At 48.5% G+C, this 25,925-nt stretch carries 27 protein-coding genes; 7 read left to right on the top strand and 20 right to left on the bottom strand.

The genetic code is table 11. From position 1 onward, the window contains the following. Positions 1-72 precede the first annotated feature (72 nt). The 12 genes from nqrM to A10D4_RS06950 all read right to left on the bottom strand — a co-directional run bounded on the left by nqrM (position 73) and on the right by A10D4_RS06950 (position 10,457). A complete protein-coding gene (nqrM, locus tag A10D4_RS06895) occupies positions 73-285 on the bottom strand; it encodes a (Na+)-NQR maturation NqrM (RefSeq protein ID WP_008488585.1) in 213 nt (70 codons plus the stop codon). 8 nt (positions 286-293) lie between these two features. Continuing rightward, positions 294-1,292 carry an FAD:protein FMN transferase gene (locus A10D4_RS06900; protein ID WP_040502705.1) on the bottom strand — a complete coding sequence of 333 codons (999 nt, stop codon included), beginning with the start codon at positions 1,290-1,292 and terminating at the stop codon, positions 294-296. Between the two features lie 29 nt (positions 1,293-1,321). After that, positions 1,322-2,548 carry an NADH:ubiquinone reductase (Na(+)-transporting) subunit F gene (gene nqrF / locus A10D4_RS06905; protein ID WP_008488587.1) on the bottom strand — a complete coding sequence of 409 codons (1,227 nt, stop codon included), beginning with the start codon at positions 2,546-2,548 and terminating at the stop codon, positions 1,322-1,324. A gap of 41 nt (positions 2,549-2,589) precedes the next feature. Continuing rightward, on the bottom strand, positions 2,590-3,198 hold the full coding sequence (gene nqrE, locus A10D4_RS06910) for an NADH:ubiquinone reductase (Na(+)-transporting) subunit E (RefSeq protein WP_008488589.1): 609 nt from the start codon (positions 3,196-3,198) through the stop codon (positions 2,590-2,592). 7 nt (positions 3,199-3,205) lie between these two features. Beyond that, entirely contained in the window at positions 3,206-3,838 is a 633-nt protein-coding gene (locus tag A10D4_RS06915) for an NADH:ubiquinone reductase (Na(+)-transporting) subunit D (protein ID WP_008488590.1), read from the bottom strand. Then, the gene (locus A10D4_RS06920; RefSeq protein ID WP_008488591.1) at positions 3,831-4,619 is read right to left on the bottom strand and encodes a Na(+)-translocating NADH-quinone reductase subunit C; all 789 of its coding nucleotides are present in this window, start codon (positions 4,617-4,619) and stop codon (positions 3,831-3,833) included. The genes A10D4_RS06915 and A10D4_RS06920 overlap by 8 nt, the downstream gene beginning before the upstream one ends. Further along, complete coding sequence (locus tag A10D4_RS06925) at positions 4,612-5,811, bottom strand: NADH:ubiquinone reductase (Na(+)-transporting) subunit B (protein ID WP_008488592.1); 1,200 nt, start codon at positions 5,809-5,811, stop codon at positions 4,612-4,614. Before A10D4_RS06925 ends, A10D4_RS06920 begins: the two co-directional genes overlap by 8 nt. Before the next feature lie 2 nt (positions 5,812-5,813). After that, positions 5,814-7,154 carry a Na(+)-translocating NADH-quinone reductase subunit A gene (locus A10D4_RS06930; protein ID WP_008488593.1) on the bottom strand — a complete coding sequence of 447 codons (1,341 nt, stop codon included), beginning with the start codon at positions 7,152-7,154 and terminating at the stop codon, positions 5,814-5,816. A 316-nt stretch (positions 7,155-7,470) separates the two neighbouring features. After that, positions 7,471-8,649, bottom strand: a complete 1,179-nt coding sequence (gene fabV / locus A10D4_RS06935) for an enoyl-ACP reductase FabV (protein WP_008488594.1) — start codon at positions 8,647-8,649, stop codon at positions 7,471-7,473. A gap of 93 nt (positions 8,650-8,742) precedes the next feature. Then, positions 8,743-9,087 (bottom strand): BolA/IbaG family iron-sulfur metabolism protein, encoded by a 345-nt coding sequence (locus A10D4_RS06940; protein ID WP_008488595.1) that lies wholly within the window; start codon positions 9,085-9,087, stop codon positions 8,743-8,745. Positions 9,088-9,284: 197 nt separating this feature from the next. Next, positions 9,285-9,926, bottom strand: a complete 642-nt coding sequence (locus A10D4_RS06945) for an alpha-ketoglutarate-dependent dioxygenase AlkB family protein (protein WP_008488596.1) — start codon at positions 9,924-9,926, stop codon at positions 9,285-9,287. 60 nt (positions 9,927-9,986) lie between these two features. Continuing rightward, positions 9,987-10,457 carry a hypothetical protein gene (locus A10D4_RS06950; protein WP_008488598.1) on the bottom strand — a complete coding sequence of 157 codons (471 nt, stop codon included), beginning with the start codon at positions 10,455-10,457 and terminating at the stop codon, positions 9,987-9,989. Positions 10,458-10,526: 69 nt separating this feature from the next. Between A10D4_RS06950 and A10D4_RS06955 the strand changes: the two genes are divergently transcribed. Beyond that, positions 10,527-12,002 (top strand): capsule assembly Wzi family protein, encoded by a 1,476-nt coding sequence (locus A10D4_RS06955; protein WP_083849625.1) that lies wholly within the window; start codon positions 10,527-10,529, stop codon positions 12,000-12,002. Positions 12,003-12,034: 32 nt separating this feature from the next. Here A10D4_RS06955 and A10D4_RS06960 read toward each other — a convergent pair whose 3' ends face one another. The 5 genes from A10D4_RS06960 to A10D4_RS06980 form a co-directional block, all read right to left on the bottom strand. Continuing rightward, the gene (locus tag A10D4_RS06960; protein WP_008488600.1) at positions 12,035-12,583 is read right to left on the bottom strand and encodes an acyloxyacyl hydrolase; all 549 of its coding nucleotides are present in this window, start codon (positions 12,581-12,583) and stop codon (positions 12,035-12,037) included. 111 nt (positions 12,584-12,694) lie between these two features. After that, positions 12,695-13,201, bottom strand: a complete 507-nt coding sequence (locus tag A10D4_RS06965; protein WP_008488601.1) for a PqiC family protein — start codon at positions 13,199-13,201, stop codon at positions 12,695-12,697. Then, positions 13,194-14,828 carry an intermembrane transport protein PqiB gene (gene pqiB, locus A10D4_RS06970; RefSeq protein ID WP_008488602.1) on the bottom strand — a complete coding sequence of 545 codons (1,635 nt, stop codon included), beginning with the start codon at positions 14,826-14,828 and terminating at the stop codon, positions 13,194-13,196. The genes A10D4_RS06965 and pqiB overlap by 8 nt, the downstream gene beginning before the upstream one ends. Further along, positions 14,821-16,077 (bottom strand): paraquat-inducible protein A, encoded by a 1,257-nt coding sequence (locus tag A10D4_RS06975; RefSeq protein ID WP_008488604.1) that lies wholly within the window; start codon positions 16,075-16,077, stop codon positions 14,821-14,823. The genes pqiB and A10D4_RS06975 overlap by 8 nt, the downstream gene beginning before the upstream one ends. Further along, the gene (locus tag A10D4_RS06980; protein ID WP_008488607.1) at positions 16,070-17,878 is read right to left on the bottom strand and encodes a cation:proton antiporter; all 1,809 of its coding nucleotides are present in this window, start codon (positions 17,876-17,878) and stop codon (positions 16,070-16,072) included. Before A10D4_RS06980 ends, A10D4_RS06975 begins: the two co-directional genes overlap by 8 nt. A gap of 188 nt (positions 17,879-18,066) precedes the next feature. Here A10D4_RS06980 and A10D4_RS06985 point away from each other — a divergent pair, with 188 nt between their 5' ends. Further along, positions 18,067-19,476, top strand: a complete 1,410-nt coding sequence (locus tag A10D4_RS06985) for an MBL fold/beta-CASP domain-containing RNA metallo-hydrolase (RefSeq protein ID WP_008488608.1) — start codon at positions 18,067-18,069, stop codon at positions 19,474-19,476. Between the two features lie 180 nt (positions 19,477-19,656). On the opposite strand, the gene A10D4_RS06990 is transcribed toward A10D4_RS06985, so the two are convergent. Further along, a complete protein-coding gene (locus A10D4_RS06990; protein ID WP_008488609.1) occupies positions 19,657-20,622 on the bottom strand; it encodes a CorA family divalent cation transporter in 966 nt (321 codons plus the stop codon). A gap of 127 nt (positions 20,623-20,749) precedes the next feature. Here A10D4_RS06990 and A10D4_RS06995 point away from each other — a divergent pair, with 127 nt between their 5' ends. Next, positions 20,750-21,739, top strand: coding sequence for a calcium/sodium antiporter (locus A10D4_RS06995; protein WP_008488610.1), 990 nt, complete (start codon positions 20,750-20,752; stop codon positions 21,737-21,739). Between the two features lie 21 nt (positions 21,740-21,760). Continuing rightward, on the top strand, positions 21,761-22,180 hold the full coding sequence (locus tag A10D4_RS13635) for a DUF3429 family protein (RefSeq protein ID WP_008488611.1): 420 nt from the start codon (positions 21,761-21,763) through the stop codon (positions 22,178-22,180). Between the two features lie 13 nt (positions 22,181-22,193). Here the strand turns inward: A10D4_RS13635 and A10D4_RS07005 are convergent, their stop codons facing one another. Beyond that, positions 22,194-22,769 (bottom strand): TMEM165/GDT1 family protein, encoded by a 576-nt coding sequence (locus tag A10D4_RS07005; RefSeq protein WP_008488612.1) that lies wholly within the window; start codon positions 22,767-22,769, stop codon positions 22,194-22,196. Positions 22,770-23,054: 285 nt separating this feature from the next. Here A10D4_RS07005 and A10D4_RS07010 point away from each other — a divergent pair, with 285 nt between their 5' ends. The 3 genes from A10D4_RS07010 (at position 23,055) to bfr (A10D4_RS07020) (ending at position 24,502) form a co-directional block, all read left to right on the top strand. After that, positions 23,055-23,276: a bacterioferritin-associated ferredoxin gene (locus tag A10D4_RS07010; RefSeq protein WP_008488613.1), complete on the top strand. Its 222-nt coding sequence runs from the start codon at positions 23,055-23,057 to the stop codon at positions 23,274-23,276. Between the two features lie 283 nt (positions 23,277-23,559). Further along, entirely contained in the window at positions 23,560-24,024 is a 465-nt protein-coding gene (gene bfr, locus A10D4_RS07015; protein ID WP_008488615.1) for a bacterioferritin, read from the top strand. Between the two features lie 10 nt (positions 24,025-24,034). Next, a complete protein-coding gene (bfr, locus tag A10D4_RS07020; protein WP_008488617.1) occupies positions 24,035-24,502 on the top strand; it encodes a bacterioferritin in 468 nt (155 codons plus the stop codon). 73 nt (positions 24,503-24,575) lie between these two features. On the opposite strand, the gene nhaD is transcribed toward bfr (A10D4_RS07020), so the two are convergent. Then, the gene (gene nhaD / locus A10D4_RS07025; protein WP_237738534.1) at positions 24,576-25,823 is read right to left on the bottom strand and encodes a sodium:proton antiporter NhaD; all 1,248 of its coding nucleotides are present in this window, start codon (positions 25,821-25,823) and stop codon (positions 24,576-24,578) included. Positions 25,824-25,925: the final 102 nt, after the last annotated feature.

Raw genomic sequence — 25,925 nt, forward strand, 5'->3', positions numbered from 1 at the left:
GCGTCGGCAAAAACAGCAACGGCGCCTATCCAGCGCCGTCGTTTTTACAAATTGAGATAAGCCGCTAACGACTTAATGAATTTGCTGTTTCTTCCACTGCGCTTCTTTCTCCATGCGAGCTTTGCGCTTATCGCAGGGCTCGTCACAATCGCAGGCTTTATCTAATCCTAATGCGCCGATACCACCGCAGCTACCGGATATGGATTTGCGTTGTAGCAAATAACCCACGGACATTGCTAATACGGCGATCAAGAAGAGTGCGAAGACCAAAATAAACGTTTGCATGTGCCCTCCTACTGCATGTACGGCTTAAATGCAGTACTAGTATACTCTTTAAACTCATCACCTTCACGTGCAATCAGTAAAGCCGGAATGTCATGCGCTTCGGCAAATGCCAACGCTTCTTCGGTGCCCATCACCAATAAAGCCGTTGAATAGCCATCGGCAGTCATACAATCTTTTGCAAATACCGTTGCCGACACTAAGTGATGATTGATGGGGTAACCGGTGCGCGGATCGATAACGTGCGAATAACGGCGTCCATCTTCAATATAAAAATTACGATAATCACCCGAGGTCGCTACCGCATTATCGCCGGGCTCAAGCACGCGCTGAATCGCGCGGTCGCTGCTAACGGGCTTTTCGATAGCAATTCGCCAAGGCTCATTACCGGGTTTGCGTCCCTTCAAGCGCATCTCACCGCCGATTTCGACCAAATAGTTATTGATGCCTAGCTGCTCTAGTACTTCGGCCACCCGATCGACGCCGTAGCCCTTTGCGATGGTCGATAAATCGACATATAGTTCGGGTTCTTGCTTGATCAGTTGGTGGTTCTCAACCGCTAAATGATGATAACCGGTTTTTGCTCGTATGCGTGCAATTTCGGCTTCGCTAGGGCTATGCTCAGGGCGCGCATCGGGACCGAAGCCCCACATATTGACCAAGGGGCCAACGGTGACATCCAAAACACCACCGGTGTCCTCTGCAATTTCCAGCGCACGTGCAACCACCAACTCCAAGCCGCGCGAAATTACCACCGGCTCGCTACTGCGTAACTGGTTGAATTTCGACAGTTCGGAATCAGGGTCGTAAGTCGACATCTGAGCGTTAACGCGCTCTAACACACGGTCAATGGTCGCCTGAATATCACTGGCGCTATGTTCCGGATTAGCGCTGACAAAACGAACGTGATAGGTGGTACCCATGGTCGAGCCTTCAAGCAGGATCTGCTCGGGTGCACGACTACATGATACTAAAAAGGCTAGCCCCAGAAGGACTAGCCAGTATTTCATTATGGTCTTAGTGTGCGACATAGTGTCTTTTAACCACCAAAGTCATCCAACATAATGTTTTCATCTTCTACACCCAAATCTTTGAGCATATTGATAACCGCGGCGTTCATGACCGGCGGACCACACATATAGAATTCACAGTCTTCTGGCGCGTCATGGTCTTTCAAGTAACGCTCATACAAGACGTTGTGAATAAAGCCTGTATCGCCTTCCCAGTTATCTTCCGGCTGCGGATCTGAAAGCGCCACGTGCCAGTCAAAGTTATCGTTTTCACGCGCTAGCATGTCGAAGTCTTCAACATAGAACATTTCTTTCTTCGAACGTGCACCATACCAGAACGTCATCTTACGCTTGGTGTTAATACGACGCAGCTGATCAAAAATGTGCGAACGCATCGGCGCCATACCTGCACCACCACCGATAAAGATCATTTCGGCTTCGGTTTCTTTGGCAAAGAACTCACCAAATGGACCCGAGATAGTGACGTGATCACCTGGCTTCAAACTCCAGATATAAGATGACATTTTACCCGCTGGCAGGCTCAAATTGTTGGGTGGCGGCGTAGCAATACGCACGTTCAACATGATGATGCCTTTTTCTTCCGGATAGTTCGCCATCGAATAGGCGCGCTCAACATCTTCAGTGGTTTTTGACTCAACATTGAAGAAGCCAAAGCGTTCCCAATCGGCGTGGAATTTTTCAGGGATATCAAAATCCTTGTATTTCACATGATGGGGTGGCGCTTCGATCTGAATATAACCACCGGCACGGAACGGTACTTCTTCGCCTTCCGGCAACTGTACCACGAACTCTTTAATAAAGGTCGCGACATTATCGTTAGACTTAACCGTACAATCCCATTTACGAATACCAAACACTTCTTCTGGTAATTCGATTTTCATATCTTGTTTAACGTTTACCTGACAAGACAGACGACAACCTTCACGCGCTTCGCGTTTGGTCATATGGTCCATTTCTGTCGGTAACACGTCACCGCCGCCTTCTTTGACGACAACGCGGCACTGACCACATGAGCCACCGCCACCACAAGCTGATGAAACGAAAATGCCAGCGTTAGCCAAAGCGCCCAACAGTTTGGTGCCCGGCTGGGTGACGATTTTCTTATCTTCATCATCATTAATTAAAATTTCGACATCGCCCGATGGTACTAATTTGGACTTCGCAAACATGATGATTGCGACCAGCACCATGACGATGAGCGTAAACATACCTACGCTGAGAATAATCTCTTGCATCGATCTGACCCTTTGCTCTTAACTGTTCAATTTATGCGGGTTTATAGCTGGATGCCGGAAAACGACATAAAGCCCAGGCCAATCAGACCTACGGTCATGAACGTTACGCCCAGTCCACGCAAACCATCAGGCACATCGGCATATTTCAGCTTTTCACGTACCGCAGCCAGCGCCACGATAGCCAAAGCCCAGCCAACACCACTACCGATACCGTAAACCACACTCTCGCTAAAGTTGTAGTCACGCTCAACCATGAACGCAACGCCACCGAAAATAGCGCAGTTAACGGTGATCAGCGGCAAGAAGATACCCAGCGCGTTATAAAGCGCAGGCACATATTTATCTAGCGTCATTTCCAAAATCTGAACCAACGCGGCGATAACACCAATGAAGGTTAAGAAGCGTAGGAAACTCAAGTCGGCATCAGGGAAGCCCGCCCAAGCTAAAGCGCCCGGCGCCAGAATGTTGTGATAAACCAAGTTGTTAACCGGCACTGAAATACCCAGTACCACGATAACCGCAACACCCAGACCAAAGGCGGTGGTGACTTTCTTTGATACCGCTAAGAAGGTACACATACCTAAGAAGAAGGACAGAGCCAAGTTCTCGATAAATACCGCGCGGATGAAAAGGTTTATATACTGTTCCATGCGCTGCTTACTCCTTTGGTTCTACTTGTTCGGTGCGGAAGGTACGCAGTACCCAAATAAAGCCACCGATGATGAAGAAGGCGCTCGGTGGTAACACCAACAAGCCGACAGGTACATACCAGCCACCTTCAGAAGCCAACGGTAAGATTTGTGCGCCAAACAGGCTACCCGAGCCAAATAGCTCACGGATAAAGCCGACGGTTAACAACACAATCGAATAACCTAAACCGTTACCGATACCATCCAAGAATGACATGAATGGCGGGCTCTTCATCGCATAGGCTTCAGCACGACCCATCACGATACAGTTGGTAATGATCAAACCAACGAAGACCGATAGTTCTTTAGCAATGCTGAACGCATAAGCCCGTAAGATCTGGTCGACCACGATAACCAAACTGGCAATGATGGTCATTTGTACGATGATCCGCACACTCGAAGGGATGTGATTACGAATGATCGAAATAAACAAGTTTGAGAACGCCGTTACCAACGTTAATGCAATACACATAACGACGGTATTCGACATTTTTGAGGTTACGGCCAAGGCCGAACATATCCCCAAAATCTGCAAAGCAATCGGGTTGTTTGCGAAGATCGGTCCAAACAGTACCGACTTCATTTCTTTAGCACTAGCCATTGATCAAAGCCCCCTCACGCATTTTATCCAACAACGGCTTATAGCCATTCGGGCCCATCCAGTATTGGAAAAGATGTTCCACACCGTTGCTGGTTAAAGTGGCACCTGATAACGCGTCAACTTTGTAAGTCGCGTCTTCGCTGGCGCCGCCTTTTACCAATTCAATTTTAACCTTGCCGTCGTCACCGTAGATCTTTTTACCGATCCACTTTTGTACCCATTTGGGGTTGGTGATTTCGCCACCTAAGCCCGGAGTTTCACCGTGCTCATAGAAGTTAAGACCTTTCACGGTATTCATATCGTCAGCAGATAATGCTAACAAACCGTACATGGTGCCCCACAAACCATAGCCGCGAATATGTAATACCACGGTTTCTGGTTGGTTGGTTTCCTGATTACGGATGATATAAATTTGCGTGATGTCTTCACGGCTACCGATACTCGCGATATCTTCCGAACGCGGTACATCGGTACTAGTTTCCGGATCAGATGCCGCTTTACGGTTATCAAACGTCGTTGGGTCTTTATCTTCAACTTCGGTGTAGTCTTTTAAGCTCACGACCATCGACTCAACGCGCTCGTTATAAACCTGCGCGGCGTCCATGCCCGGCTCTAAAATACCGGCTGCGGCTAAGACGTTACGCTGCATGTCTAATGCAGCATTCTTTTTCTGTGTTGGCTTAAGACCAATGGCAGCACCCGACACGATAATCGAACACACCAAACATAGCGCAACAACGACAAAAATAGTTTTGCCCAGAGAATCGTTCTTCTTAGACATTACGTGCCAACCTCCGTTTGATGTTCGCTTGGACGACAAAGTGGTCGAACAACGGTGCAAAAACGTTAGCAAATAAGATGGCTAACATGATGCCTTCGGGGAAGGCCGGGTTGATGACACGAATCAATACCGTCATCACACCAATCAATAAGCCGTACGCAAACTTACCTTTGTTGGTGAACGATGCAGACACCGGATCGGTAGCCATGAACATCATACCAAAGGCGAAACCGCCTAACGCTAAATGCCAGTACCACGGCATCGCAAACATCGGATTGGTATCGCTACCCACCCAGTTTAACAGGCCTGACAACAGCACCATGCCAACGAAAGTACCGAACACAATACGCCACGAGGCAATGCGGAAGTAAATCAGCGCCAAACCGCCGATCAAAATCAGCAGTGTTGAAACTTCGCCCACAGAACCCTGAATATTACCTAAGAAGGCATCCCACCACATCGCGGTGTTGCTGTAATCCAGTTCGCCTAAAGCCGCTTGACCTAAATGGGTCGCACCCGAGAAACCATCGACCGCAGTCCAAATTGAGTCACCTGACATGTAGGCAGGATAGGTAAAGTACAAGAATGCACGACCCGTAAGCGCCGGGTTGAGGAAGTTACGCCCGGTACCACCGAAGATTTCTTTACCAATGACCACACCAAAGGTGATACCTAAGGCTACCTGCCATAACGGAATGGTTACCGGCATGATCAACGCAAACAGTACCGACGTCACAAAAAAGCCTTCGTGGACTTCGTGTTTACGGATGCTGGCAAACAGTACTTCCCAGAAACCACCAACGATGAAAGTGACAGCGTAAATCGGCAAGAAGAAGCAAGCACCGTAGAACATTTTGGTGCCCCAGCCTGCGCCGTCAAAACTACCGCCTAGCGCATGGAAAATCGATACCTGCCAGATATCAGCTAGTTGATAACCGTCGGCAAGCGCTAACGCCGCCTGGTTACCAACGTTGTACATACCCCAGAACATGGCAGGAAAGGTCATTAACCAGACCATGATCATGATGCGCTTCAAATCGATGTTATCGCGCACATGAATTTTACCCTTGTTCACCTTACCAGGGGTGTAAAGAATGGTGGCAACCGCTTCATACAGCGCATACCACTTTTCGTATTTGCCGCCTTTTTCAAAATTCGGCTCAATACGTTCGAGGTAATTTTTCAAGCTCATGGTTAGCCTTCTTTCTCAATCGTGGTGAGACAATCACGCAGAACCGCCCCGTATTCATATTTACCTGGGCAGACGTAAGAGCATAACGCTAAATCTTCTTCGTCAAGTTCCAAGCAGCCTAATTTCTGCGCGCTATCGGTATCGCCCGATAACAAATCACGTAGCAATAACGTTGGCAGAATATCCAACGGCATCACTCGTTCATAGTTACCAATTGGCACCATCGCACGCTCTGAACCGTTGGTAGACGAGGTCATGTTGAATAATTTCTTCGGACTTAAGTGACCAGCATAAGCGCGCGTCACCGAGTGTTGATTGGCGCCCGGACTGATCCACCCCAGAAACTCTTTTTGGTCACCCTCAGGGATCACCGAGATTTGAGTATGGAAACGGCCTAACCAATGATGAGCGTCGTCACAACGCGTGCCGTTCAGGATCGAACCGGAAATAACGCGCACATGGTCATCAGCCAACTCGCCCTCGAGTAATTCGTTTAAGTCGGCGCCAAGACGCGTGCGCAGTAAGCGAGCCTGTTTGACACCGGTACCGCCAATAGCGACCACACAATCGGTGTAAATCTCGCCCGTAGTGAACAGTTTGCCGTAAGCGATGACGTCTTGATAGCCAATGTGCCAAACCGCTTTCTGCATGCTCACTGGCGCTAAGAAATGAATATGAGTACCGACTAAGCCAGCCGGATGCGGGCCCGCAAATGACTCCAGTTCGACTTTCGCGTTACCGGTATCCACCTCGGCGTCAGCCGCTTTACAAACAAACAGTTTGCCGTCGGTCAAGTTACTCAACACATTCAAGCCGTCGATAAAGGCCTGTTTGTTTTCATTGATAATAACCGTCGGATCAGCCGCTAACGGGTTGCTATCCATGGCGTTGATAAAAATCGCCTGAGGCTTGCTATCAACTTTCGGGGAGCGGCTAAACGGTCGGGTGCGTAAGGCAACCCACTGACCGGATTCAACCAGGGTATCGCGCACTTTCTCGTACCCTAAGCTGTTCAGTTGGTCGGCTTGGTGCGCGTCAAAAGTGACTTGCTCGTCGCCGTCAACCTCGATAACAACCGCTTGCAGCACACGTTTTTCACCACGCTTGATGTCTTTAACTACACCGGCCGCAGGGGCGGTATATTTGACACCTGAATTCTTTTTATCTTCAAAGATAAGTTGACCTTTTTTTACCCGGTCATCAACTTTGACATGCATGGTGGGACGCATACCCACATACTCTTCACCCAGTGTAGCGACTGTTTTGACGGCTTTGCCGTCTTCAATCGTTTGCTGGGGGGCTCCCTTAATCGGGATATCCAGACCTTTCTTTATCGTAATCATATGCCTTAGCACTACTCGTTAGGGAAGATGGATAACTTCCAGCCGAAGCGACTGAAACCTCAAATCTTTCAAATAGTTAGCACGCCCCTAAGCCTTCCCGGGCGGGTATTGGGCACGCCAGCTTAAACAATGTCATTCACCTCGCGGCGGAATTTTAGCATTTTTACAACCGGTGTTGCCATGCCTAGCGAGAAAATAATCATAGCATTCGTATGGATTTATCTCTAACGCAAGCCCGCTTTAAGTTGCTCATAATTTGTATAAAAAAACAGCCGCATGAGGCGGCTGTCTATTTTACTAACAATGGCAACATTGTTTACCAATTAACCACAGGGTCGACGTCGGCATCATAATCGACGTTTTCTAAGCCAAACCCGAATAAGCGTAAGAAGTCACTGTGATAGCCTTCATAGTCGGCTAACTGATGGAAGTTGTCTTGTTCGACTTGATCCCATAACGCTTCAATTTTAGCTTGCGTGGCATCGTTGGTTTCTTTGCCATCCATACGCAAACGCCGCTGTTCATCCAAGGTTGCCGATTCGGCATATAAGCCTTCGGTAAATAAGCGATAAATTTGCTCGATACAACCCTCGTGTGTGCCCTCTTCTTTCATGACTTTATAAATCAAAGAAATATACAGTGGCATAACCGGGATTGCCGAGCTCGCTTGCGTCACTAACGCTTTTAGTGAAGAAACCCAAGCTTGCAGCTGAATATCTTGGTAGCGTTCATTCAACGCCGCCGCAGCGCGATCTAAATCTTCTTTGGCACGACCAATGGTGGCGTGACCGTAAATCGGCCAAGTCAATTTTTTACCGATATAGGTGTAAGCGGTGGTGCGACAATTAGGCGCTAACACACCCGCTTCATGCAGAGCGCTTAACCAGAGTTCCCAGTCCTCGCCCCCCATCACCTTAACGGTATTAGCGATTTCTTCGTCGTTGGCCGGCTCTAAGGTCACATCGTGTACGCGATCCTTATCGGTATCGTAAGTTTTCGTGGTGTAAGTTTGACCAACGGGTTTTAGCGTCGAACTATAAACCTCGCCGGTTTTTGGGTCGCGGCGTTTTGGCGAGGCCAAACTATAAATGACCAAATCAACTTGGCCTAAATCGGCTTTGATGCGCTCGATAACATCCGCTTTGCATTCATCAGAAAAGGCATCGCCATTAATGGTGTGATAATACAAGTCGGCCTGCTCGGCTTGTTGATGGAAAGCGGCGGTATTATACCAGCCCGCGGTCGCGGTTTTCTTTTCGGTTGGTGGCTTTTCAAAGCAAACACCGATGGTTGCCGCACCAGCGCCAAAAGCAGCGGTGATACGCGAAGCTAAACCATAGCCAGTAGAGCAACCAATCACCAATACCTTTTTGGGCGCAGGCGACACCGTCGGCTGCTGTTTCACGTAGGCAATTTGTTGACGAACGTTTTCTGCACACCCCATCGGATGGGCGTTGGTACAAATAAAGCCGCGGATTTTTGGCTTAATAACCATTATCAAGATCCCTGTTTGTTCATGGATTTTTGGCTATTGTACCCAACCCGACGTTAATAACACATCTGAGTTGCTAAAAAATCCGCGATTTTTCTAACGTAAACCACTAGCGGTTTTACGCTGACGAAGCGAGCCGCCCATGCATGCCGGAGAATTACGCGCGCCGTCGAACAAATCGCACCATTCGTCCTCGGTGTATGTGTGTAACGCTAACGCATGAATATGGTTCATCAACTCATCGGCCAGTATCTTGTTGACGGCTCGATGGCGGTTAATCAACCGTTGCCCTTTAAATTCACTGGTGACCAGAACCACTTTAAAATGCGACTCCGCGCCCGAGCCATGACTATGCATGTGGCTCTCATTGACCACATCCAAGTGCGTCGGTTGAAACGCCGCACGTAATTTGTTCTCGATTTGCAATTGAATGGAGGCCATAATTTACTCTCTTAGTAGGCAAAGCCGTTAAACATCATCAGGTGGTCCCTACCCAGGTTCACATCTTGCTAAACGCCGTTGACCAGCTCTCAGCTTACTTAAGCGTAGTCAGAAACGTTACTCAATGCTGTGACGATCAAGCTAAAACCAATTAACCATCAGAAACCGTTTAAGTTTTAGTTGACGCTTATGTTGATTTAGCCCAACCGCTTAGAAACCGCTAGCGCACTGTCGATATAGCGAAATGTTAAATTAATACGGTCACCCGCCAGTTGCCGTTGCTTGGGTACCTGATGTTGCCAGTAACGTTGAGTATCGCCGCGCATCACCAGTACATCGCCGGCTCCCAGTGCCAACTCATGGCTTGCCGGTTCGCTTTTATGTCTAAGCATGAAGCGTCGCGGCTGACCTAAACTCAATGAGGCAATAACCGGTTGCTCTCCTAATTCGGCTTCGTCGTCGCTGTGCCAACCCATACTGTCTTGTCCATCGCGATACCAATTTAACAATACCGCGTTAAAACGACACTCGCACAATTGCTGCATTTGCTCACGCAGTTGCTGCAAATTGGCGGTCCATGGATTTGCCGTCAGGCTTAGACCCGAATAGGAATAACGCAGGCCAGCGTCGCCATACCAAGCTTGTAGACGGGGTATAGCGACCATACGCCCAAATAGACGAATTTGGTCCTGACGCCAGTCCAGTTGCTGTTGTAACTCGATTTTTAATTGCTCGGCAGCGTCATCCGCCAGCCAACGCGGAAAATACTGGACGTCGGCGTCTGGCAGTGGAACTTGTGTTTGTGCGACTGCAGATTGAAAAGCTAATGTTTGTTGCATGCTAATTAATACGTCTATCGGCGACGTTTCTGATCACTCTTTATCAAGCTTCCTAAAAGCTTACTCAACTGCACTGTAACAAATCGCATCATCACGCGATAACGTCGTTAGCGCAGCAAACACGTCACTGGCGCTAGCCTGCGGCTGTGCCGCGGCAGTGACTAAAGCGTAGCGTTGGCTACTGACATTACCTGATAATTGCCACAGCAATAGGCCATATTGTTGCTCAAAGCGCGCCAGTTCGGCTAACCCTTCATGCCGATATGGCGGAAATGCCGTCACTTGCTCCACCACTCGCCAACGCCGTAATTCATCAGCCTCGGCTAACAAGGCCTCATTAATTCGGTCGCGGCAAAAACTCAGTTGAATGTGCTGACTCGATAACTGCCACTCATCGTTGGGCAGTAAGCGAGCATCCAATGTCGCCACTGGCCCTTGCGAAACAGGCATTTGGTTACCGTCACAGGCACTCAGCAATAAACTGCTGACAACTAGCAAACTCGCCGCTGCTAGGCTTATTTTTTTCATCATTTAAGCGCCCCTGCGCTAGTACAACTTGAAGTAATTCTGATAGTCTTGCTCCACTTACTCGAGTTTAACATGGATCATTTGTTCGTCATGCGCCTAAGTTCTATTTTATTAATGACTTGTTGTTTACTGTCGACACCGCTATTGCTGCTCAGTAAACCGGCGCAAGCTTCACCGTGGATAGAGGTGGATAACGGTTATTTAAGACAGAGCCTGTTAACACTGGCCAATGCCGGTATTATTCGTGCGCCGGTCAACACCTACCCGCTGCCATGGCGCTCAATTATGGCCGATTTAGATCGCGTCAATGTCGCGCAGTTAAGCGATGACTTACGCTTTGCCTATCGTCACGTCAATCATTACTTAAACCTAGCTCGCGGTGATAGCCAGACCGTGCTGCAACTGGCGGCGCATAGTAATGATGACAGTCAAACCTTATTAGGGTTTGGCGATCAATACCACGAGAAAGCTCGACTCACCATCAAACGCGAAATTGTGACCCATCAGTTTGCTGCTAGGCTGCAGGTGAACCGGCGCAATCACCCGCAAGAAGACGACAATAATACCACTGTCGATGGCAGCTATGTCGCCGGTATGTTAGGTCAATGGGTGGTCAGTTTAGATACCCTGCCACTGTGGTGGGGACCGGGCCAAGATAGCGCCCTGTTAATGTCGAGTAACGCACGGCCCTTACCCAAAATTCAGCTCTCACAATTTCGCGATAAGCCCATCGACTTTCCCGTTTTATCGTGGCTTGGGCCGCTCAATTTTACCGCGTTCGTTGGTCGTATGGAGAATGCTTACCCCATCGATGACAGTTATTTATGGGGAGCACGGTTATCGTTTCGGCCTCACCCAGCGGTCGAAATTGGCCTCAATCAAACCGAACAGTTCGGCGGTGATAAGCTCACCCGCATGCCAGGCAACAATGAGCTAGTTCGCGAAAGTATCGACTCTAACCGCTTAGCTAGCGCTGACATTCGTATTAGCCTGCCCGCTTGGCACGGCAATACCGCCATTTACGGCGAAGTCGCCACCGATAATAGTGACAGTTTAAGCAGTGGTAATGCGTGGCTGGCGGGTACTGAGTGGCAACTCGGCAGTCGTGACTATCATCTGACTTGGTTTTTTGAAATTAGCGACAGCCAAGCCAAGTGTGTCGACAGTCAAAGCCAAGCCGGCAATTGCTTTTATGAGCATGAGGATTACGAACAAGGGTATCGCCGTTTTGGCCGCGCCATTGGTAGCACTTACGACACGGACAGCAAAGCACACGTCATGGGCTTACGCTGGTATGACGCGAGCGGTGCGGGCTGGTCATTGAAACTACGGAAAATTAATTTTAATCGCGATGACAGTCAACCGCTATTAGGTGGTCATCCCTATTACGACCGTGCGACAGAGCGCAAGCAAATCGATTTAAGTCGACGTCAACCATTGTTTGGCGGCTTGTTGAACATTTCTGTGCAGGCTTATCAAGAACAAGATGCGCGCCAGCAGTATGACACTGAATACAGTGCGTATGCGCAATGGGAGTGGCGTTTTTAACACCATCTCCCAAGCATCTCTAACACGCTAATTTATAGCGGATAGTTCCAATTCAGTGCGACAAAATCGAGCCCATCGTTGGGCGTTTGCAAGTCAGCGTTTGAGTAGTGGAAGTAACTCAAGGTCAAACGCGCTTTACTGACTGGGTCATATTGCCAACTTATACCGATGCGATCTTCAAATTGGTAGTGGCTGGACAAATCACGACCGCGAATGCGAGTGCCATCGATTAAGGTTGCACCAATACCCGCCTCAATAAACACCGGGTCGCCCTCATCGCTGATTTGCCACTGAAACACTGGACTCATCGCAACAGCGGTAATAGTGCGACCATTACGGTGATGGTCATACCAACTATTTAGTGAGCCCTCAAAAAAGATTTTAGGCTTACCGGTCCAATCTGGTAGTTCCAGCGGTAGTGCATCAAAACGATAGCCAAGCCGAGCACCAGCGATTTGTGCCGGTGAGTAAAAGCCACCCAATTGAATTTCATCAGCTTGCGCTAACCCACTTACAGCTAACGACGCTGATGCCAAGGCAGCGGCAGTAAACAGTGTACGGAATCCTTTTACCCGTTTCACGACAGCAAGTCTCCTAAACTTCGAGTATACATACAAGGGTGTACGTATAATAACGTAAATTTGGATCAACTGTCGTCATTCAAATATCGTTAAGCCGACATCAAACTGTCATTAAGTGTCTGCTAAAGTTGCCATTAAATCGGTCAAGGTCTCTGTCCAAGCTTGGTCTAGAGCGGTTACTAGGGCGTCATAGCCATCGTCAGCCAACGCCTGAGTCTGGTAAAACTCGCCTCGCTCTTGCCCCGACTGCCAATAACCTGCCACCACCGCCTGCCCGTCGGCATCACCATAAAATGCGGTAATGGTCAGCAGCAATGGTTGCTGACAAGCTTCGTCACCGCGTACCTGCATACGCGCTAAGCTCTCTTGCAATTGCACTTGTAACGGCTCGATCCAAAGGTGCTGTCGAGCGGTATGCCATTGATTATCGGAAGTTTGCAACACCAGCCCCGAGCGATTCAAAAAGCCACTAACCTGCACCTGACGCTGCCCTGATGTACAGTGAAAATCGCTAGCCGTGGCCAAGTGAGGTAGGCGATAACGCTGCTGCGGTTGTGGTTGACTCGCACATGCACTTAGCAGCACGATAAGTGTCCAAATGCTTAGCTGTTTAATCATGGTTTGCCCTCGGTTGCGGATCACCCGCTTCGGCCTTGTTAAAAATTAGTGCGTTTGGCTGTTCGTTCAGGGTATCAATTAATGGCTGCACATCACGTAGCAAGTGATTTAGCTGCTGCAAACTATCGTTTAACTGCTGATAAGTACCGCCATTACCTTGGAAGTCCGCCAACGTCTTATTCAACTGCTCTAGCGTCTGTCGTAAACCGCCCGGTAACGCCTGTGTATCGTCTTGCCCTAACAGTTGCTCAAGAGATGCGGCGACTTTGCTGAACTCCTTTAACGCTCCCGTTGATTCACCCAAAGTACCCTCTAATTGCGTCAAAACGGGCTCTATCGGTAATTCGTTGAACTTATCTAATAACTGCGAAATTTTTTGCTCAATGCGAGCGAAGTCGCTAACCACCGATGGGAACACCGGTAACTCATCAAACTCATCCTGTTGATTGATGGTGGGTCGCTCAGGATAAAAATTGAGGTCGATATACATCACATTGGTCAATAGGTTACCAGCCCGCAGCGAGGCTCTTAAGCCATCGTCAAACAAGGTTTGCATTTCGTTTTGCCAGTTATCTAACGAGGTGTCAGACACCAATCCTTTTAACCGATCGGGTTCGATACGTAGCTTAATCGGAATATGCCGCATGGGCAGCCCGTCGCCATCTTGCGGGTGATATTTATACGGCACCGCGGTTACCGTTCCAACACGTAAACCACGGTACTCGATGGGCGCACCCACCTCTAATCCGCTGATGCTCTCATCGGTAAACAGCACATAATCAATACCTCGGTTGTAGCCTTGCTGAATGGCGGTTTCTTTATCATCAAATAACGGATAACTATGACCATCGGTAACCACTTCACCGGCGGGTTGGTCGTCAATGACATCAAAGGTTACGCCGCCTCCGAGCAGTGCTTCAATCGATCCCAAGTCGACTTTTACGCCGCGTGAGCCGACACTCAACGAAATACCACTTTCATTCCAGAAACGTACGTTATCAGTCACTAATTTGTGATATGGCGCACGAATAAAGGCATCATAACTGACTTCGCGAGACGCTATATCGAAGTTCATTTTCTCAACTTGGCCAACCACCAAACCGCGATAACTGATTGAATCGCCAGCCCCCAGCGCGCCAGCCCGTTCACTGGTCAATTCAATACGTACGCCCGGCGCGTCTTTGGGCGCTACTGGCGGCTCGGTGAGGGCGACAAAATGCCGCTGTTCATCGTCACTACTACCCGGCTGTAATTGAATATAAGCCCCCGAGAGAATAGTACTTAAGCCACTAACACCATCACGACCGACACGAGGTTTTACCACCCACAATTCGGTATCACTATTAAGCATTCGTTCAGTATCTGACTGCATGCTGATGGTCACTACGGCGTGCGACAAATCTTCCGACAGATTCACGGCATCCACACGGCCGACTTCAACGTTGCGCACCTTCACTAAGGTTTTACCGACTTCGATGCCCTCGGCGGTTTCCATGTCGACGGTAATTTCAGGACCCTTGCCAGCCTCATTGGTCATTAACATCCATATCGCGACAGCAACCGCGACGGCTGGGACTAACCATATCGGCGAAAACCACCGCGTCTTTTTTGTTAGCGCTTTATCCACCTATGCGTTCCTTTTGCTTGGTTTGTTGCCATATCCAACGGCTATCAAAACTCATCGCGGCAAACATGGTCAAAATCACCACGCCGGCAAATGCCGCAGCGGCGGCACCCGGATAAACAGCCATGACAGTACCGGCATGTATCAGCGCCACCAAAATGGCGACCACAAACACATCAATCATCGACCAGCGACCAATAAAATCGGTCACCCGATAGAGTCTAGTACGCGCCTTTTCCGCGCCTTGCGGTAAAAAGCGATTGGCAAATAGTAAGGCAAACAATACCGCAATTTTAGCCACCGGCACCACGATACTAGCGAAAAAAATGATGGCGGCGATGGGTTGTTCACCATTCTGCCACAGCTGAATCACACCACTTAAAATTGTCGACTGAGTACTACTGTTAAAGTTAACCGTTTCCATCATAGTGAACAGATTTGCCGGTATATACAAAATGCTGGCGGCAACCAGCAGTGCCAGCGTAAGACGTTGGTCGCGCCAACGGCTAAAGTTAAGGTTCTCGCCGCAACGACGACAATACTGACGCTGCTTATGGTTGATCGCCTGACAAGTGTGGCAACTCAAATAATCTTGTTCGGCAGCGGTTCGTCCCACCTGAATATCGGCATTAAAGCGATAATTGGGTTTAATACGCCGCCATAGCCAATCGTAATCAATGTGGTTAGCAACCCAAAGCACTAACACCGCAAAGCCACAATAAGGCCAGAATGATGGGCCTAAATGAATGTCGGCGCTGGAGGAGATTTTGGTTAGGCTGATCAACGCACCCAATAAAAATACGTCAGCCATCATCCATGGCTTCATATGTGCTAACGCGCGGGTAGTACCGGCTAAAAAAGGCCAGCTCACAGCGTTTGATTGCCTGCCAAACAGCAAGGCGCTGTGCACATATAGCGTGGCAGCCAAGAACAACGCAGGAATCACCGCCACCGTCAAGGCAATGACTAGCGCCAGCCAAATTTCCTGACGCTGTAGTAGGCTTAACGCCGTATCCAACAACACGATTTGTTCTTGAATACCGCGCACCGCAAAACTGACAAATGGATAAGGTAAGGCCAACAAAAACAACACCAAACCGGCTATCGAATAGCCGATCGCTTGCTGCGCTGGCCGCTCATAAGACACCGCCAAGGTATGTTGGCAACGCGGGCAACACGCATGCTGTCCGGCGGCTAAGGGCGGTAGTTCAACCACCCAATCACACTCCGGACAGATGCGTATCTTACTCATCGCTGGTTTTCTTTTCGGCTTCCGGCGCAATCATTGCAATCACCTGCCAACCGGGCTGTGGTTGCAACTCTTTGTCACTGGTAAATACAAAACAACGTTCATCTCCATCAATAGCAAACATTGGCGTTGCGCGCGAGCCATACTGCTGTTTGTAATCGACAAAGCTAAAGTTTTCGGTGATTGGTGTGGTTTTTACTTTGGCCCCCTGAAATTGCAAACTAGCCAGCTTTGAATAGGTTACCCCCTCACCAAACAAGTTCAACTTATCTCGATAACTCGGCGTCAGCTGATGGCTGGCACGAAAATCTTGCTCGCCGCTGGTCAAACCATGCACTTTGTTTTCGCCAAACCAGTCCTGATAATACATCGCCACTAACGGATTGAGCTGCTTATAGGGTGACATCACTAGCAACCGCCCAATACCGGTAAAGTCAATGTTATTACTGGCGTGTTCCGAGGCTGGATTACCAAAATAAACCGGCAAATTTTCCATCCGCGCTTGGCGAATATTTTCCCAGTTAGTATCAGCCAAACGCACCGCTACGCCATGATCTTGTAAGGCCTTAGCGATTGCGCGCGACATTTGATTCGCGCCAAATATCAAAAAGCCACGCGCCGGTGGTTCTTGCAGGCCTAATAATCGCGCCAACGGCTTAGCGGTTAAGCTTTGCAAGACAACCGTGGTCATAATGACCAAGAATACCAACGGCACAATGCCACTGATGCCCTCCCAACCAGACTGCTCTAATTTCAGTGCGAATAACGCAGACACCGCGGCAGCAACGATACCGCGCGGTGCGATCCACGATAACAACAGTTTATCGCGAAAGCCTAAGTCGGTGCCTATTGCCGACAACCAGACGCTAAGCGGTCGTACGACAAATAAAATGATCAGTAGCAAGAATACGGCTGGCATACCCAAGGCATCAAAGTCAGCAAAATCCAGACGCGCCGCCAAGATAATAAATAACGCCGAAATCAATAACACCGAAAGGGTTTCTTTAAATTCTAGAATCTCTTCCATATCGAGGTTACGGGTATTTGCCATCACCATGCCCATGACAGTCACAGTCAATAAACCCGACTCGTGCTGCACCGCGTTAGACAAGGCAAATACACCCAAAACGATGGTTAAGGTAGCCACGTTCTGCAAGTAATGTGGAAACCAACCACGGCCCAACGCTACACCGAGCGCTTTGGCAGCGCCCCAACCCAGCACAAAACCTACAACGATGGTTTTAATAAAAGCTTGTACGGCGTGCATAAACGCCACATCTTGACTGGCGACGATAAACTCGTAAACCAAAACCGCGAGTAAGGCACCGACGGGGTCAATGATGATGCCCTCCCAGCGCAAAATGTTGGATAACCGCTGGACCGGCCGGATCGAGCGTATCATCGGCATGATCACCGTGGGTCCGGTGACCACCACCAGCGCGCCAAATAAAGCGGCGATATCCCAGCCAAAACCCATTAAAAACTTGGCCGCAACCATAATCGATAGCCACGTCACTAGCATCCCGATGCTGACCAAGTGCGTCACCATACGTCCATGGCCACGGATTTCTTCAACTTTTAAGGTCAAACTGCCTTCAAATAAAATCACCGCAACCGCTAATGAAACGAATGGAAACAACAAGTCTTTAAAGACATCATCCGGCTGCAACCAACCCAAGCCCGGGCCTATGACTAAGCCACACAGCAACAGCGGTAAAATGGCCGGGATTTTCATTCGCCAGGCTAACCACTGACAGCTGATAGATAACACGCCTATAAAGGCCAGCAACGATAAATCGGACATGGTTCTCTCTTAATTGACAACAACGGTTAAAACATCGAGCTAGGCAGCCCGGACAATAGGGTCGATGGACAACCCGACCGCCTCTTATTGACGCTAGTCTAAGCTAATTATAGGAATTAATACCGTAAAATTGGTGAAATGGATGATTCGAGACTATAACAGAACCATCTAACAGGGAAGGTTTGACCATGTATATCAGTCACCATGGTGCAGCACAAGGCGTGACCGGCTCTTGTCACGAACTGCACATTTATCAACAGCACAGCCTGCTTATTGATTGCGGTTTATTTCAGGGTGAAGAACAACAAGCAGCGGCTTGTGAGTTCTTTCATCAGGGTATCAAGGCGGTATTTATCACCCACTGTCACGTTGACCACGTGGGCCGTTTGCCAGCATTGTTTGATGCTGGATATCAAGGCCCGGTGTATTGCTCCAATGTGACCGCAGCGCTGCTGCCGACGGTAATGAGCGATGCGCTACACCTGACTCACGCTGACAATGAGAGCTATGCAGCAGCCTGTTTAGCCAAGTTAAAGCATGCCCTGTGTCCATTGCCGACAGCGCGCTGGCTGGCGTTAGCCGAGCTACCGTCAGTGCGTATTCGGCTACTCGACAGCGGGCATATTCTCGGTGCTTGTAGTTTAGAGGTAGAATACCAACAGCAACGGGTGGTATTTTCCGGTGACGTCGGTAACGTCGACACCCCTATAGTGCACGATCCACAAAGTCCAGAGCACGCCGATCTATTGGTGCTAGAGAGTACCTACGGCGACCGTCAGCACGATAACCGAGAACAACGTCAGCAACGTCTACAGCAGATTATCGAGCAGGCTATTAGTAATCGTGGCACGGTGATGATTCCCGCCTTTGCGATTGGTCGCACGCAAGAACTACTTTATGAATTACATGAAATTATTCAGCAACAACCGCAATGGCAAGCGCTGCCGGTGGTGTTAGATTCACCGCTGGCAACCCGTATCACCGAGCAGTATCAAACCTTAGCTAACTATTGGGACGAATCGGCGCAAGCACATTTGCGCCGTGGCGACGACCCCCTCAACTTTCCATTGCTGCATCGCGTTAGTAATTATCAGCAACATATCGGCTTGGTCAATCGGTTACGTCAGTTTGCTGAACCCTGCATTGTCATTGCCGGGAGTGGCATGTGTACCGGCGGACGCATCCAACATTACTTACAAGCGTTACTACCCGATGCTCGTCACGATTTGCTTTTTGTTGGTTATCAAGCGCACGGCACACCAGGACGTCAGATTCAGTCGGCGCAACGCGGTGACTGGGTCACTATTGCGGAGCAACAGGTGCAAGTGAATGCCGCGATACACACCATCAGTGGCTATTCCGCGCATGCCGATCAGGCCGGCTTACTGAACTATATTGAAAATATGAATCAGCTACCAAAGGCGGTTCGCTTGGTACACGGCGATAACAACGCTCGACGCGAATTAGCCAAAGCGATTAAACGACGTTTCAATATACCGGTGAGTACGACAGGAAAAAAAAGCGCCCTTGCGGGCGCACACACAACAACGCAACAGAGTGTCCGACCAAAGACACTCAACCGTGAAGAAAGTCAATGAAAACCCAGTGATGCACGACACAGGGCTTGTCAGAGGTGATGACATTGCCAAGGCATTACTGATAACGATTCTCATTAACGAAGAGTATTGCAAATTCATAAATGAGAATCAATATCATTTTGTGGTTTTTTTATGTATCTCTGCTAAGTACCTGAATTGAACTGGATTAAAACAAGCGACCTACCAAAAACGTAAGCGTCGAAGTAATAAAAACTCAACCACCGCGATAGCACCAAGCACCCAGCAGAAAATGGTGAACGCATCGGTATTTTCCACCCCCGGCATACCGCCGATATTGATGCCAAAAACGCCAGTCAAAAAACTGATTGGCAAGAATACGCCGGCAATGACCGATAACCAGTAAGTGTTACGATTCATCTTCTCGGCAACCGCCTGTTGAATGTGTTCGCGTAACATCCAAACCTGCTCCAGCATCATATCTAACGATTCCAGTAAACGTTGCGTCGTATCACGCTCGTTCAACAGCCATTGCTGCAACTCGACGTTGAGCCACTTACCGGCGTCCGCGGCAAATTTTTCTAACGCCGCCACCTGTGGTCGAATAAAGCGATTCAACCGTAATAAGCGTCGATGCAAGGTCGTTAGTACCGTCTGAGTGGCCGACGTATCATCAAGCTCATCGGCCTCAAGACGTTCTAAACGCTCCTCCACCACATCTAAAATTTCGTCAATACGAACGTTCAATTGTTCGATGATCATCACCAACAGATCCTGTATCGACTCGGGACCTTGGCTATCATGCAAGCGTTTACGTACGGTTTCGATGGCTTTAAATGGGCGTTTACGAAAGGTCAGCAACATGCCTTTATAAAATAATATGCGCAAACTCAACATGTCTTCCGGTTCCGCATCGGCATTGGTATTAACGCCCCGCAAAATTAACAGGAAGCCATCGCCAATACGGTCATAGCGCGGACGAGTATCCTCGGTTAAGCAGGCGTCGCGTAACGGCTCTGGAATACCCTGCTCGGTCAACCACTGCTCCAAACCGTCGATATGGCGCTGAAAATGAAACCAACGATGCTCGGCGATATTGAGGTCATTACTAATTTTAGCGGCTGGCGTTTGCGAGAAATCCCACGCATCGACCACAAATTCGGGTAAGTCTTTCACGGCTTGATTCATACTGGTGTCCTTTTGTAAATCGCCTGATTTTGAGTTTACTGACATTACGCAATGAAAAACAATAAGGTTTGCTAGAGAAGACGCGATCAGTAGAATGGCGACAGTTATTTTTATAGGAAGCCAAACTATGTGGTTAGCAATTGCGGCGGTAGTCGTCGGTTTAGTAATTTTAGTCTGGAGCGCCGATAAATTCGTCGAGGGAGCAGCGGCGGTGGCGCAACGACTCGGCATGTCACCGCTACTCATCGGTATGTTAATCATCGGCTTTGGTACCTCCGCACCAGAAATGGTGGTATCGGCGTTAGCGTCGATACAAGGCAACCCAGCATTAGCGCTAGGTAACGCTTACGGTTCCAACATTACCAATATTGCACTGATTTTAGGTATCACCGCTTTGCTAGCACCCATTACCGTGATTTCGCAGGTACTACGCCGTGAATTACCGCTACTGTTATTTGCTTGTGGTATTACCGCTTGGATCTTGCTCGATTATCAGATTAGCCAACTCGAGGCTTGGATCTTGTTAGCCGTTTTTTTTGCCTACATTGGTTTATCGATTTACTTAGGCATGAAACACCGCGATGACCCGCTGGTAGCCGATACGCTGGCCTCGGCGGAACAAACGCCAGTGGCGATGAAAGCGGCTATTTTTTGGCTGCTTGCCGGTTTAGTACTATTAGTGCTCAGCTCTAGAATGTTGGTCTGGGGAGCGGTAGATATTGCCACCGCATTGGGCGTGAGTGACTTAGTCATCGGCTTGACCGTGGTGGCGATTGGCACCTCGCTACCGGAATTGGCATCGGCGATAGCCGCAACCCGCAAGAATGAACACGATTTAGCGCTGGGTAACGTATTAGGTTCAAATATGTTTAATACGCTGGCGGTAGTCGGTATTGCCGGTGCCATTCATCCGATTGATGCCGAGCCGTTAATTTTATCGCGTGATTGGTTGGCAATGACGGTGTTAACTGTGTTGATTTTAGTCTTAAGCCTACGCCGTGGTGGTCGCACTAATCGCATTAATCGCACCGGTGGTGTGCTGCTGTTAAGTTGCTATATTGCTTACACCTTGTATCTTTTATACAGCGGCTTTGTCGCGCCAGCGGCCGTCAGCTAACTTCGCGTCAGGGGAAACATAATGCCAACACTCGCTATCATTCGTGCTCAACAATTAGCCATACTGGGTTTGTTACCGTTAATGGCGAGTGTATTAGCTGGCCTGTTAGACTGGCAATACCGCACCGCATTTCAATGGTTTTGTGGTTACAGCGCGCTGCTACTGGCATTTTTAGGTGGTCTACATTGGGGCCTAACCATTGCCGGCAAGCATGAGCAACATAGCCAACGCCAATTGATGCTGGCGATATTGCCTTTTGTCGCTGCCGCAGGGGCTTTGCTACTACCACCCATTGCGCAACTATCGGTATTAGCTGCCGCGCACTTATTTTGGTTCTTTTATGAAAGACGTGTGCTCGACATCGATTGGTATATCGAAATGCGCCAACGACTCGCTATGGTAGTCGTTGGCTTACATATCATCTGGCTGTTTTTGCGTTAGCCAGCGCTAGTCGCTACCACCAATAGTAGCCAACTAAGGTAAATACACCCAACAAGATAAACAGCGCGCAGGCGGCTTTATGCACAATAGCCATCGGCATTCGTTGCATGAGCCAACTGCCTGCATAAACCACTGGCACATTAGCAACCAGCATACCAATCGTGGTGCCCATCACCACCGCTAGATAATTATCAAAACGAGCCGCCAGCACCACCGTTGCGACCTGTGTTTTGTCGCCGACTTCTGCTAAGAAAAACAAGACTAGCGAGGCCACAAATGCGCCATACTTGAAAAAGCCCTTGTCGACCTCTTCATCTTTATCGGGGATCAATAACCAAAGACCGAGCGCAATAAAGCTAACCGCCAGCAGTAAGGTGAGCCATTCAGCGGGAATTAACTCGCGTAGCCATTGTCCTGCCCATGCCGACACACCATGATTGACTAAAGTTGCCAATAAAATGCCCCAGATAATAGCGGCACGATCGCCACGCTGAGTAAAGCGTGTCGCTAACAATAAAGCCAATAACTGAGTTTTATCACCAATTTCGGCAATGGCTACAGCAAAGGTAGAAGATAAAAACGCTTCCATGTAGAAAAGACTCCGGGGTGGGATTTACGAATACCGAGACACATAACTCCCACCCGCGTGCAGGTTACGTGTCTCGAGTCTCGTCAATCCAATGGGATGTGGCTGCCATGAGCATTGAGGCTCAACTATGTTGACAGACACCTTAACCAAGGTGGTTAAGCGACTACTCCCCCGAGTTGCCGCGCATTATATGTGGCTGGTAAAGGAAGTGCAAATTAAATCAACCCTCTTGATAACCATTATCATTTCCATTATTATTCGTATTCAACGCAATGAGGAGTTCGCATGTACGTTTGTTTGTGTAAAGGCGTATCTGACCACACTATTCGCCAAGCCGTCGATGATGGCCTGTCGTCTATGCGTGAACTTCGCCAACAATACGGCGTAGCCTCACAGTGTGGTTGTTGTAAGCAATGTGCAAAAGAAGTGCTGGCAGATGCGCTGCAGCAAAAGCAGCGGCGTTTCGCACAAGAATCGCTGATTGATACCGACGTCTGTTACGCTTAACCTTTAAAACGCTATAGCGTTAATGTAAAAATCTAACCGCTCTCTAATCGCTCATTGTTTAGCCCTACTTATCCGCTGTTTAGCTTAGCTAATCCCTCATCTTCGCTATCTTGTTGAAAACGCTGTTATTCATATTTTCTCCGCGAGTGACGCCGGTTGAGCGTCTTACCAAATCGTATTGAGAACGATAATCATAAACCTAACCTACTGAAATTATTGACTTTAAATATCTATACCCTGTGCTAGACTTAGCCGCATCTATGGTTATTTATAGGGTTTTATCATGTTAGGCAATCAGCAAGTACTGCAACAGCTTAACCGCGTTTTGACGCATAAGCTGACCGCTATCAATCAGTATTTTTTGCACGCACGCATGTACCAGAATTGGGGCTTGCAAGCGCTAAACGATCGTATTTATAAAGCGTCTATTCATGAGATGAAATACGCCGACGACATCATTGAGCGTATTTTGCTGTTAGAGGGCTTACCGAATTTACAAGAGCTTGGCAAGCTGCTGATCGGCGAGGCACCGGCAGAAATGCTGGCTTTAGACGCCAAGTTACAACGCAGTGATATTGACGCCATTCGTGAAGCTATGGCGATTTGCGAAGAGCAACAAGATTATGTCAGCCGTGACATGCTTAACCATATCTTGGACGGTCAAGAAGAGCACGTTGACTGGCTGGACACGCAATTAGATTTAATTGAGCAGATGGGCGTTGAAACCTATTTGCAAAGCAAACTTTAAGGAGCCAATCATGCAGATAGATAAAGACGTAGTTACTCACTTAAATCGCTTATTGGCTTTTGAACTGACGTCCATAGACCAATATATGGAGCATTCACGTCGTTACGAAGATTTAGGGTTGAATAAGCTGTATGAGCGAATTAACCATGAGGTCGACGACGAACGTGGCCACGCCGACTTACTGATCCGTCGTATTCTATTCTTGGAGGGTAAGCCAGATATGGAAACCCGTCATGAACTGCGTTTGGGTAAAACCGTACCGCAGATGATCGAGGGTGATTTGGCACTGGAACGTGAGAATGCTAAAACCTTACGCGAAGTCATTAGTCACTGCGAAAAGGTGAAAGACTTTGTTACTCGCGACATGCTGGTCGGTATTTTAAAAGATACGGAAGAAGATCATGCCTATTGGTTGCGTAAACAATTGGGCTTGATCGAAAAGTTAGGCTTACCTTTGTATTTACAAAGCCAACTGTAAGCTAACTGAGCGCCAATCATCGAGCCCGCACTGGCGGGCTCTTTTATTATCGGTTGCTATCATTTTAAACGTTTTACAGCCACCAAGCCGCAACCACACCACTAGCAATAAAGCCCACACTATAAGCGATGGCTAACGGCAATAGCTGACGTAAGTATCGACCAAAGGTGAGTCCAGGCACTTTACTCATTGCGACAATACCGGCAGCCGAGCCGACCACCAATAACGATCCGCCAACGCCAACCGCGTAAGTCAGTTGTAACCACTGTCCTTCACTCATCACCAAGCCGGACTTTAATAACGCGGCTGTTAACGGCACGTTATCGATCACCGAAGACAGCATACCCATAGCAAAATTGGCACCTTCAACCGGTAACACTTGATAAACCACTAGCAAGTTATCCAATACACCGATTTCTTTTAGCATACCGACCAATAATAGAATGCCTAAAAAGAAAAACAGCGTCTCAAACTCAACTAGGCGAATATAGTCAAAAATTGGGTCATCGTCGCTATCATCTTCAAACACCCGAGCAACCATGAACATGACGGCTAAGCCCGCTAAAAAAGTCAATACAGGCGGTATTTGATAAATCGCGTTACCAAAAATCGTTAATAAAATGGTTAGCAAGAAAATCGCTGCAATGGTTACATCGACACCGCGTGCCGAACTCGGCGTATAGCTGATAACCACCTCACCACGCATACTACGAGATAAAATCAATGCCAACACCGTGACCCCGGCGAAAGCTGGAATCGATAACACCAATAAGTCGACCACGCTGACTTTACCGGCTAAGAAAATCATTAAGGTCGTCACATCACCGGTGATCAACGCCACACCGCCAGAGTTGACCGCAAACACGACCAGCGCGGCAAACCGGATGAGTTTGCGACGGGGCAGCTTCAAACTCAGTATCAGTGTTACCGAGACTAAAGTGGCGGTGATATTATCTGCCAACGAAGAAAACAAAAAGCAGAATAAACCGGTGATAAAAAGCAGCTTTCGCTCACTCATGCGCTTAGGCAAAAACCAATAAATGATATTTTGGATCATGCCCTTTTTGTTTAAGTAAGCGACAAATGTCATGGCCGCGATTAAAAACAACCAGAGCTGCGATATTTCCGTCAAGCTCTCATTTAAGCCATGAATGATGGCGTTTGCCGCCTCACCCTGACCTCCGGCATTGATGAACAAAATCAGCCAAGATAACGTACCCAATAACAGAGTAACTTTGGCTTTATTAATGTGAATGACTTCTTCAAAAACAACGCCTAATAACGCCAACAACGCTAGGCCAATTAAAGTAATGGACAGTATATCGTGCATGGGATTTACTACGGTCGACTGGGAACGCGCGTATTATACGCCGCTACGCGTTGTGTGACAGGGCTTTTACGAGAATCGATTAGACCGCTATGG

Source organism: Idiomarina xiamenensis 10-D-4 (genome assembly GCF_000299895.1).
In the GTDB taxonomy this organism is placed as follows: domain Bacteria; phylum Pseudomonadota; class Gammaproteobacteria; order Enterobacterales; family Alteromonadaceae; genus Idiomarina; species Idiomarina xiamenensis.

Coding starts and splice junctions, on each gene's coding strand:
- nqrM (WP_008488585.1), bottom strand. CDS start 285: ATGCAAACGTTTATTTTGGTCTTCGCACTCTTCTTGATCGCCGTATTA.
- A10D4_RS06900 (WP_040502705.1), bottom strand. CDS start 1,292: ATGAAATACTGGCTAGTCCTTCTGGGGCTAGCCTTTTTAGTATCATGT.
- nqrF (WP_008488587.1), bottom strand. CDS start 2,548: ATGCAAGAGATTATTCTCAGCGTAGGTATGTTTACGCTCATCGTCATG.
- nqrE (WP_008488589.1), bottom strand. CDS start 3,198: ATGGAACAGTATATAAACCTTTTCATCCGCGCGGTATTTATCGAGAAC.
- A10D4_RS06915 (WP_008488590.1), bottom strand. CDS start 3,838: ATGGCTAGTGCTAAAGAAATGAAGTCGGTACTGTTTGGACCGATCTTC.
- A10D4_RS06920 (WP_008488591.1), bottom strand. CDS start 4,619: ATGTCTAAGAAGAACGATTCTCTGGGCAAAACTATTTTTGTCGTTGTT.
- A10D4_RS06925 (WP_008488592.1), bottom strand. CDS start 5,811: ATGAGCTTGAAAAATTACCTCGAACGTATTGAGCCGAATTTTGAAAAA.
- A10D4_RS06930 (WP_008488593.1), bottom strand. CDS start 7,154: ATGATTACGATAAAGAAAGGTCTGGATATCCCGATTAAGGGAGCCCCC.
- fabV (WP_008488594.1), bottom strand. CDS start 8,649: ATGGTTATTAAGCCAAAAATCCGCGGCTTTATTTGTACCAACGCCCAT.
- A10D4_RS06940 (WP_008488595.1), bottom strand. CDS start 9,087: ATGGCCTCCATTCAATTGCAAATCGAGAACAAATTACGTGCGGCGTTT.
- A10D4_RS06945 (WP_008488596.1), bottom strand. CDS start 9,926: ATGCAACAAACATTAGCTTTTCAATCTGCAGTCGCACAAACACAAGTT.
- A10D4_RS06950 (WP_008488598.1), bottom strand. CDS start 10,457: ATGATGAAAAAAATAAGCCTAGCAGCGGCGAGTTTGCTAGTTGTCAGC.
- A10D4_RS06955 (WP_083849625.1), top strand. CDS start 10,527: ATGGATCATTTGTTCGTCATGCGCCTAAGTTCTATTTTATTAATGACT.
- A10D4_RS06965 (WP_008488601.1), bottom strand. CDS start 13,201: ATGATTAAACAGCTAAGCATTTGGACACTTATCGTGCTGCTAAGTGCA.
- A10D4_RS06975 (WP_008488604.1), bottom strand. CDS start 16,077: ATGAGTAAGATACGCATCTGTCCGGAGTGTGATTGGGTGGTTGAACTA.
- A10D4_RS06980 (WP_008488607.1), bottom strand. CDS start 17,878: ATGTCCGATTTATCGTTGCTGGCCTTTATAGGCGTGTTATCTATCAGC.
- A10D4_RS06985 (WP_008488608.1), top strand. CDS start 18,067: ATGTATATCAGTCACCATGGTGCAGCACAAGGCGTGACCGGCTCTTGT.
- A10D4_RS06990 (WP_008488609.1), bottom strand. CDS start 20,622: ATGAATCAAGCCGTGAAAGACTTACCCGAATTTGTGGTCGATGCGTGG.
- A10D4_RS06995 (WP_008488610.1), top strand. CDS start 20,750: ATGTGGTTAGCAATTGCGGCGGTAGTCGTCGGTTTAGTAATTTTAGTC.
- A10D4_RS13635 (WP_008488611.1), top strand. CDS start 21,761: ATGCCAACACTCGCTATCATTCGTGCTCAACAATTAGCCATACTGGGT.
- A10D4_RS07005 (WP_008488612.1), bottom strand. CDS start 22,769: ATGGAAGCGTTTTTATCTTCTACCTTTGCTGTAGCCATTGCCGAAATT.
- A10D4_RS07010 (WP_008488613.1), top strand. CDS start 23,055: ATGTACGTTTGTTTGTGTAAAGGCGTATCTGACCACACTATTCGCCAA.
- bfr (WP_008488615.1), top strand. CDS start 23,560: ATGTTAGGCAATCAGCAAGTACTGCAACAGCTTAACCGCGTTTTGACG.
- bfr (WP_008488617.1), top strand. CDS start 24,035: ATGCAGATAGATAAAGACGTAGTTACTCACTTAAATCGCTTATTGGCT.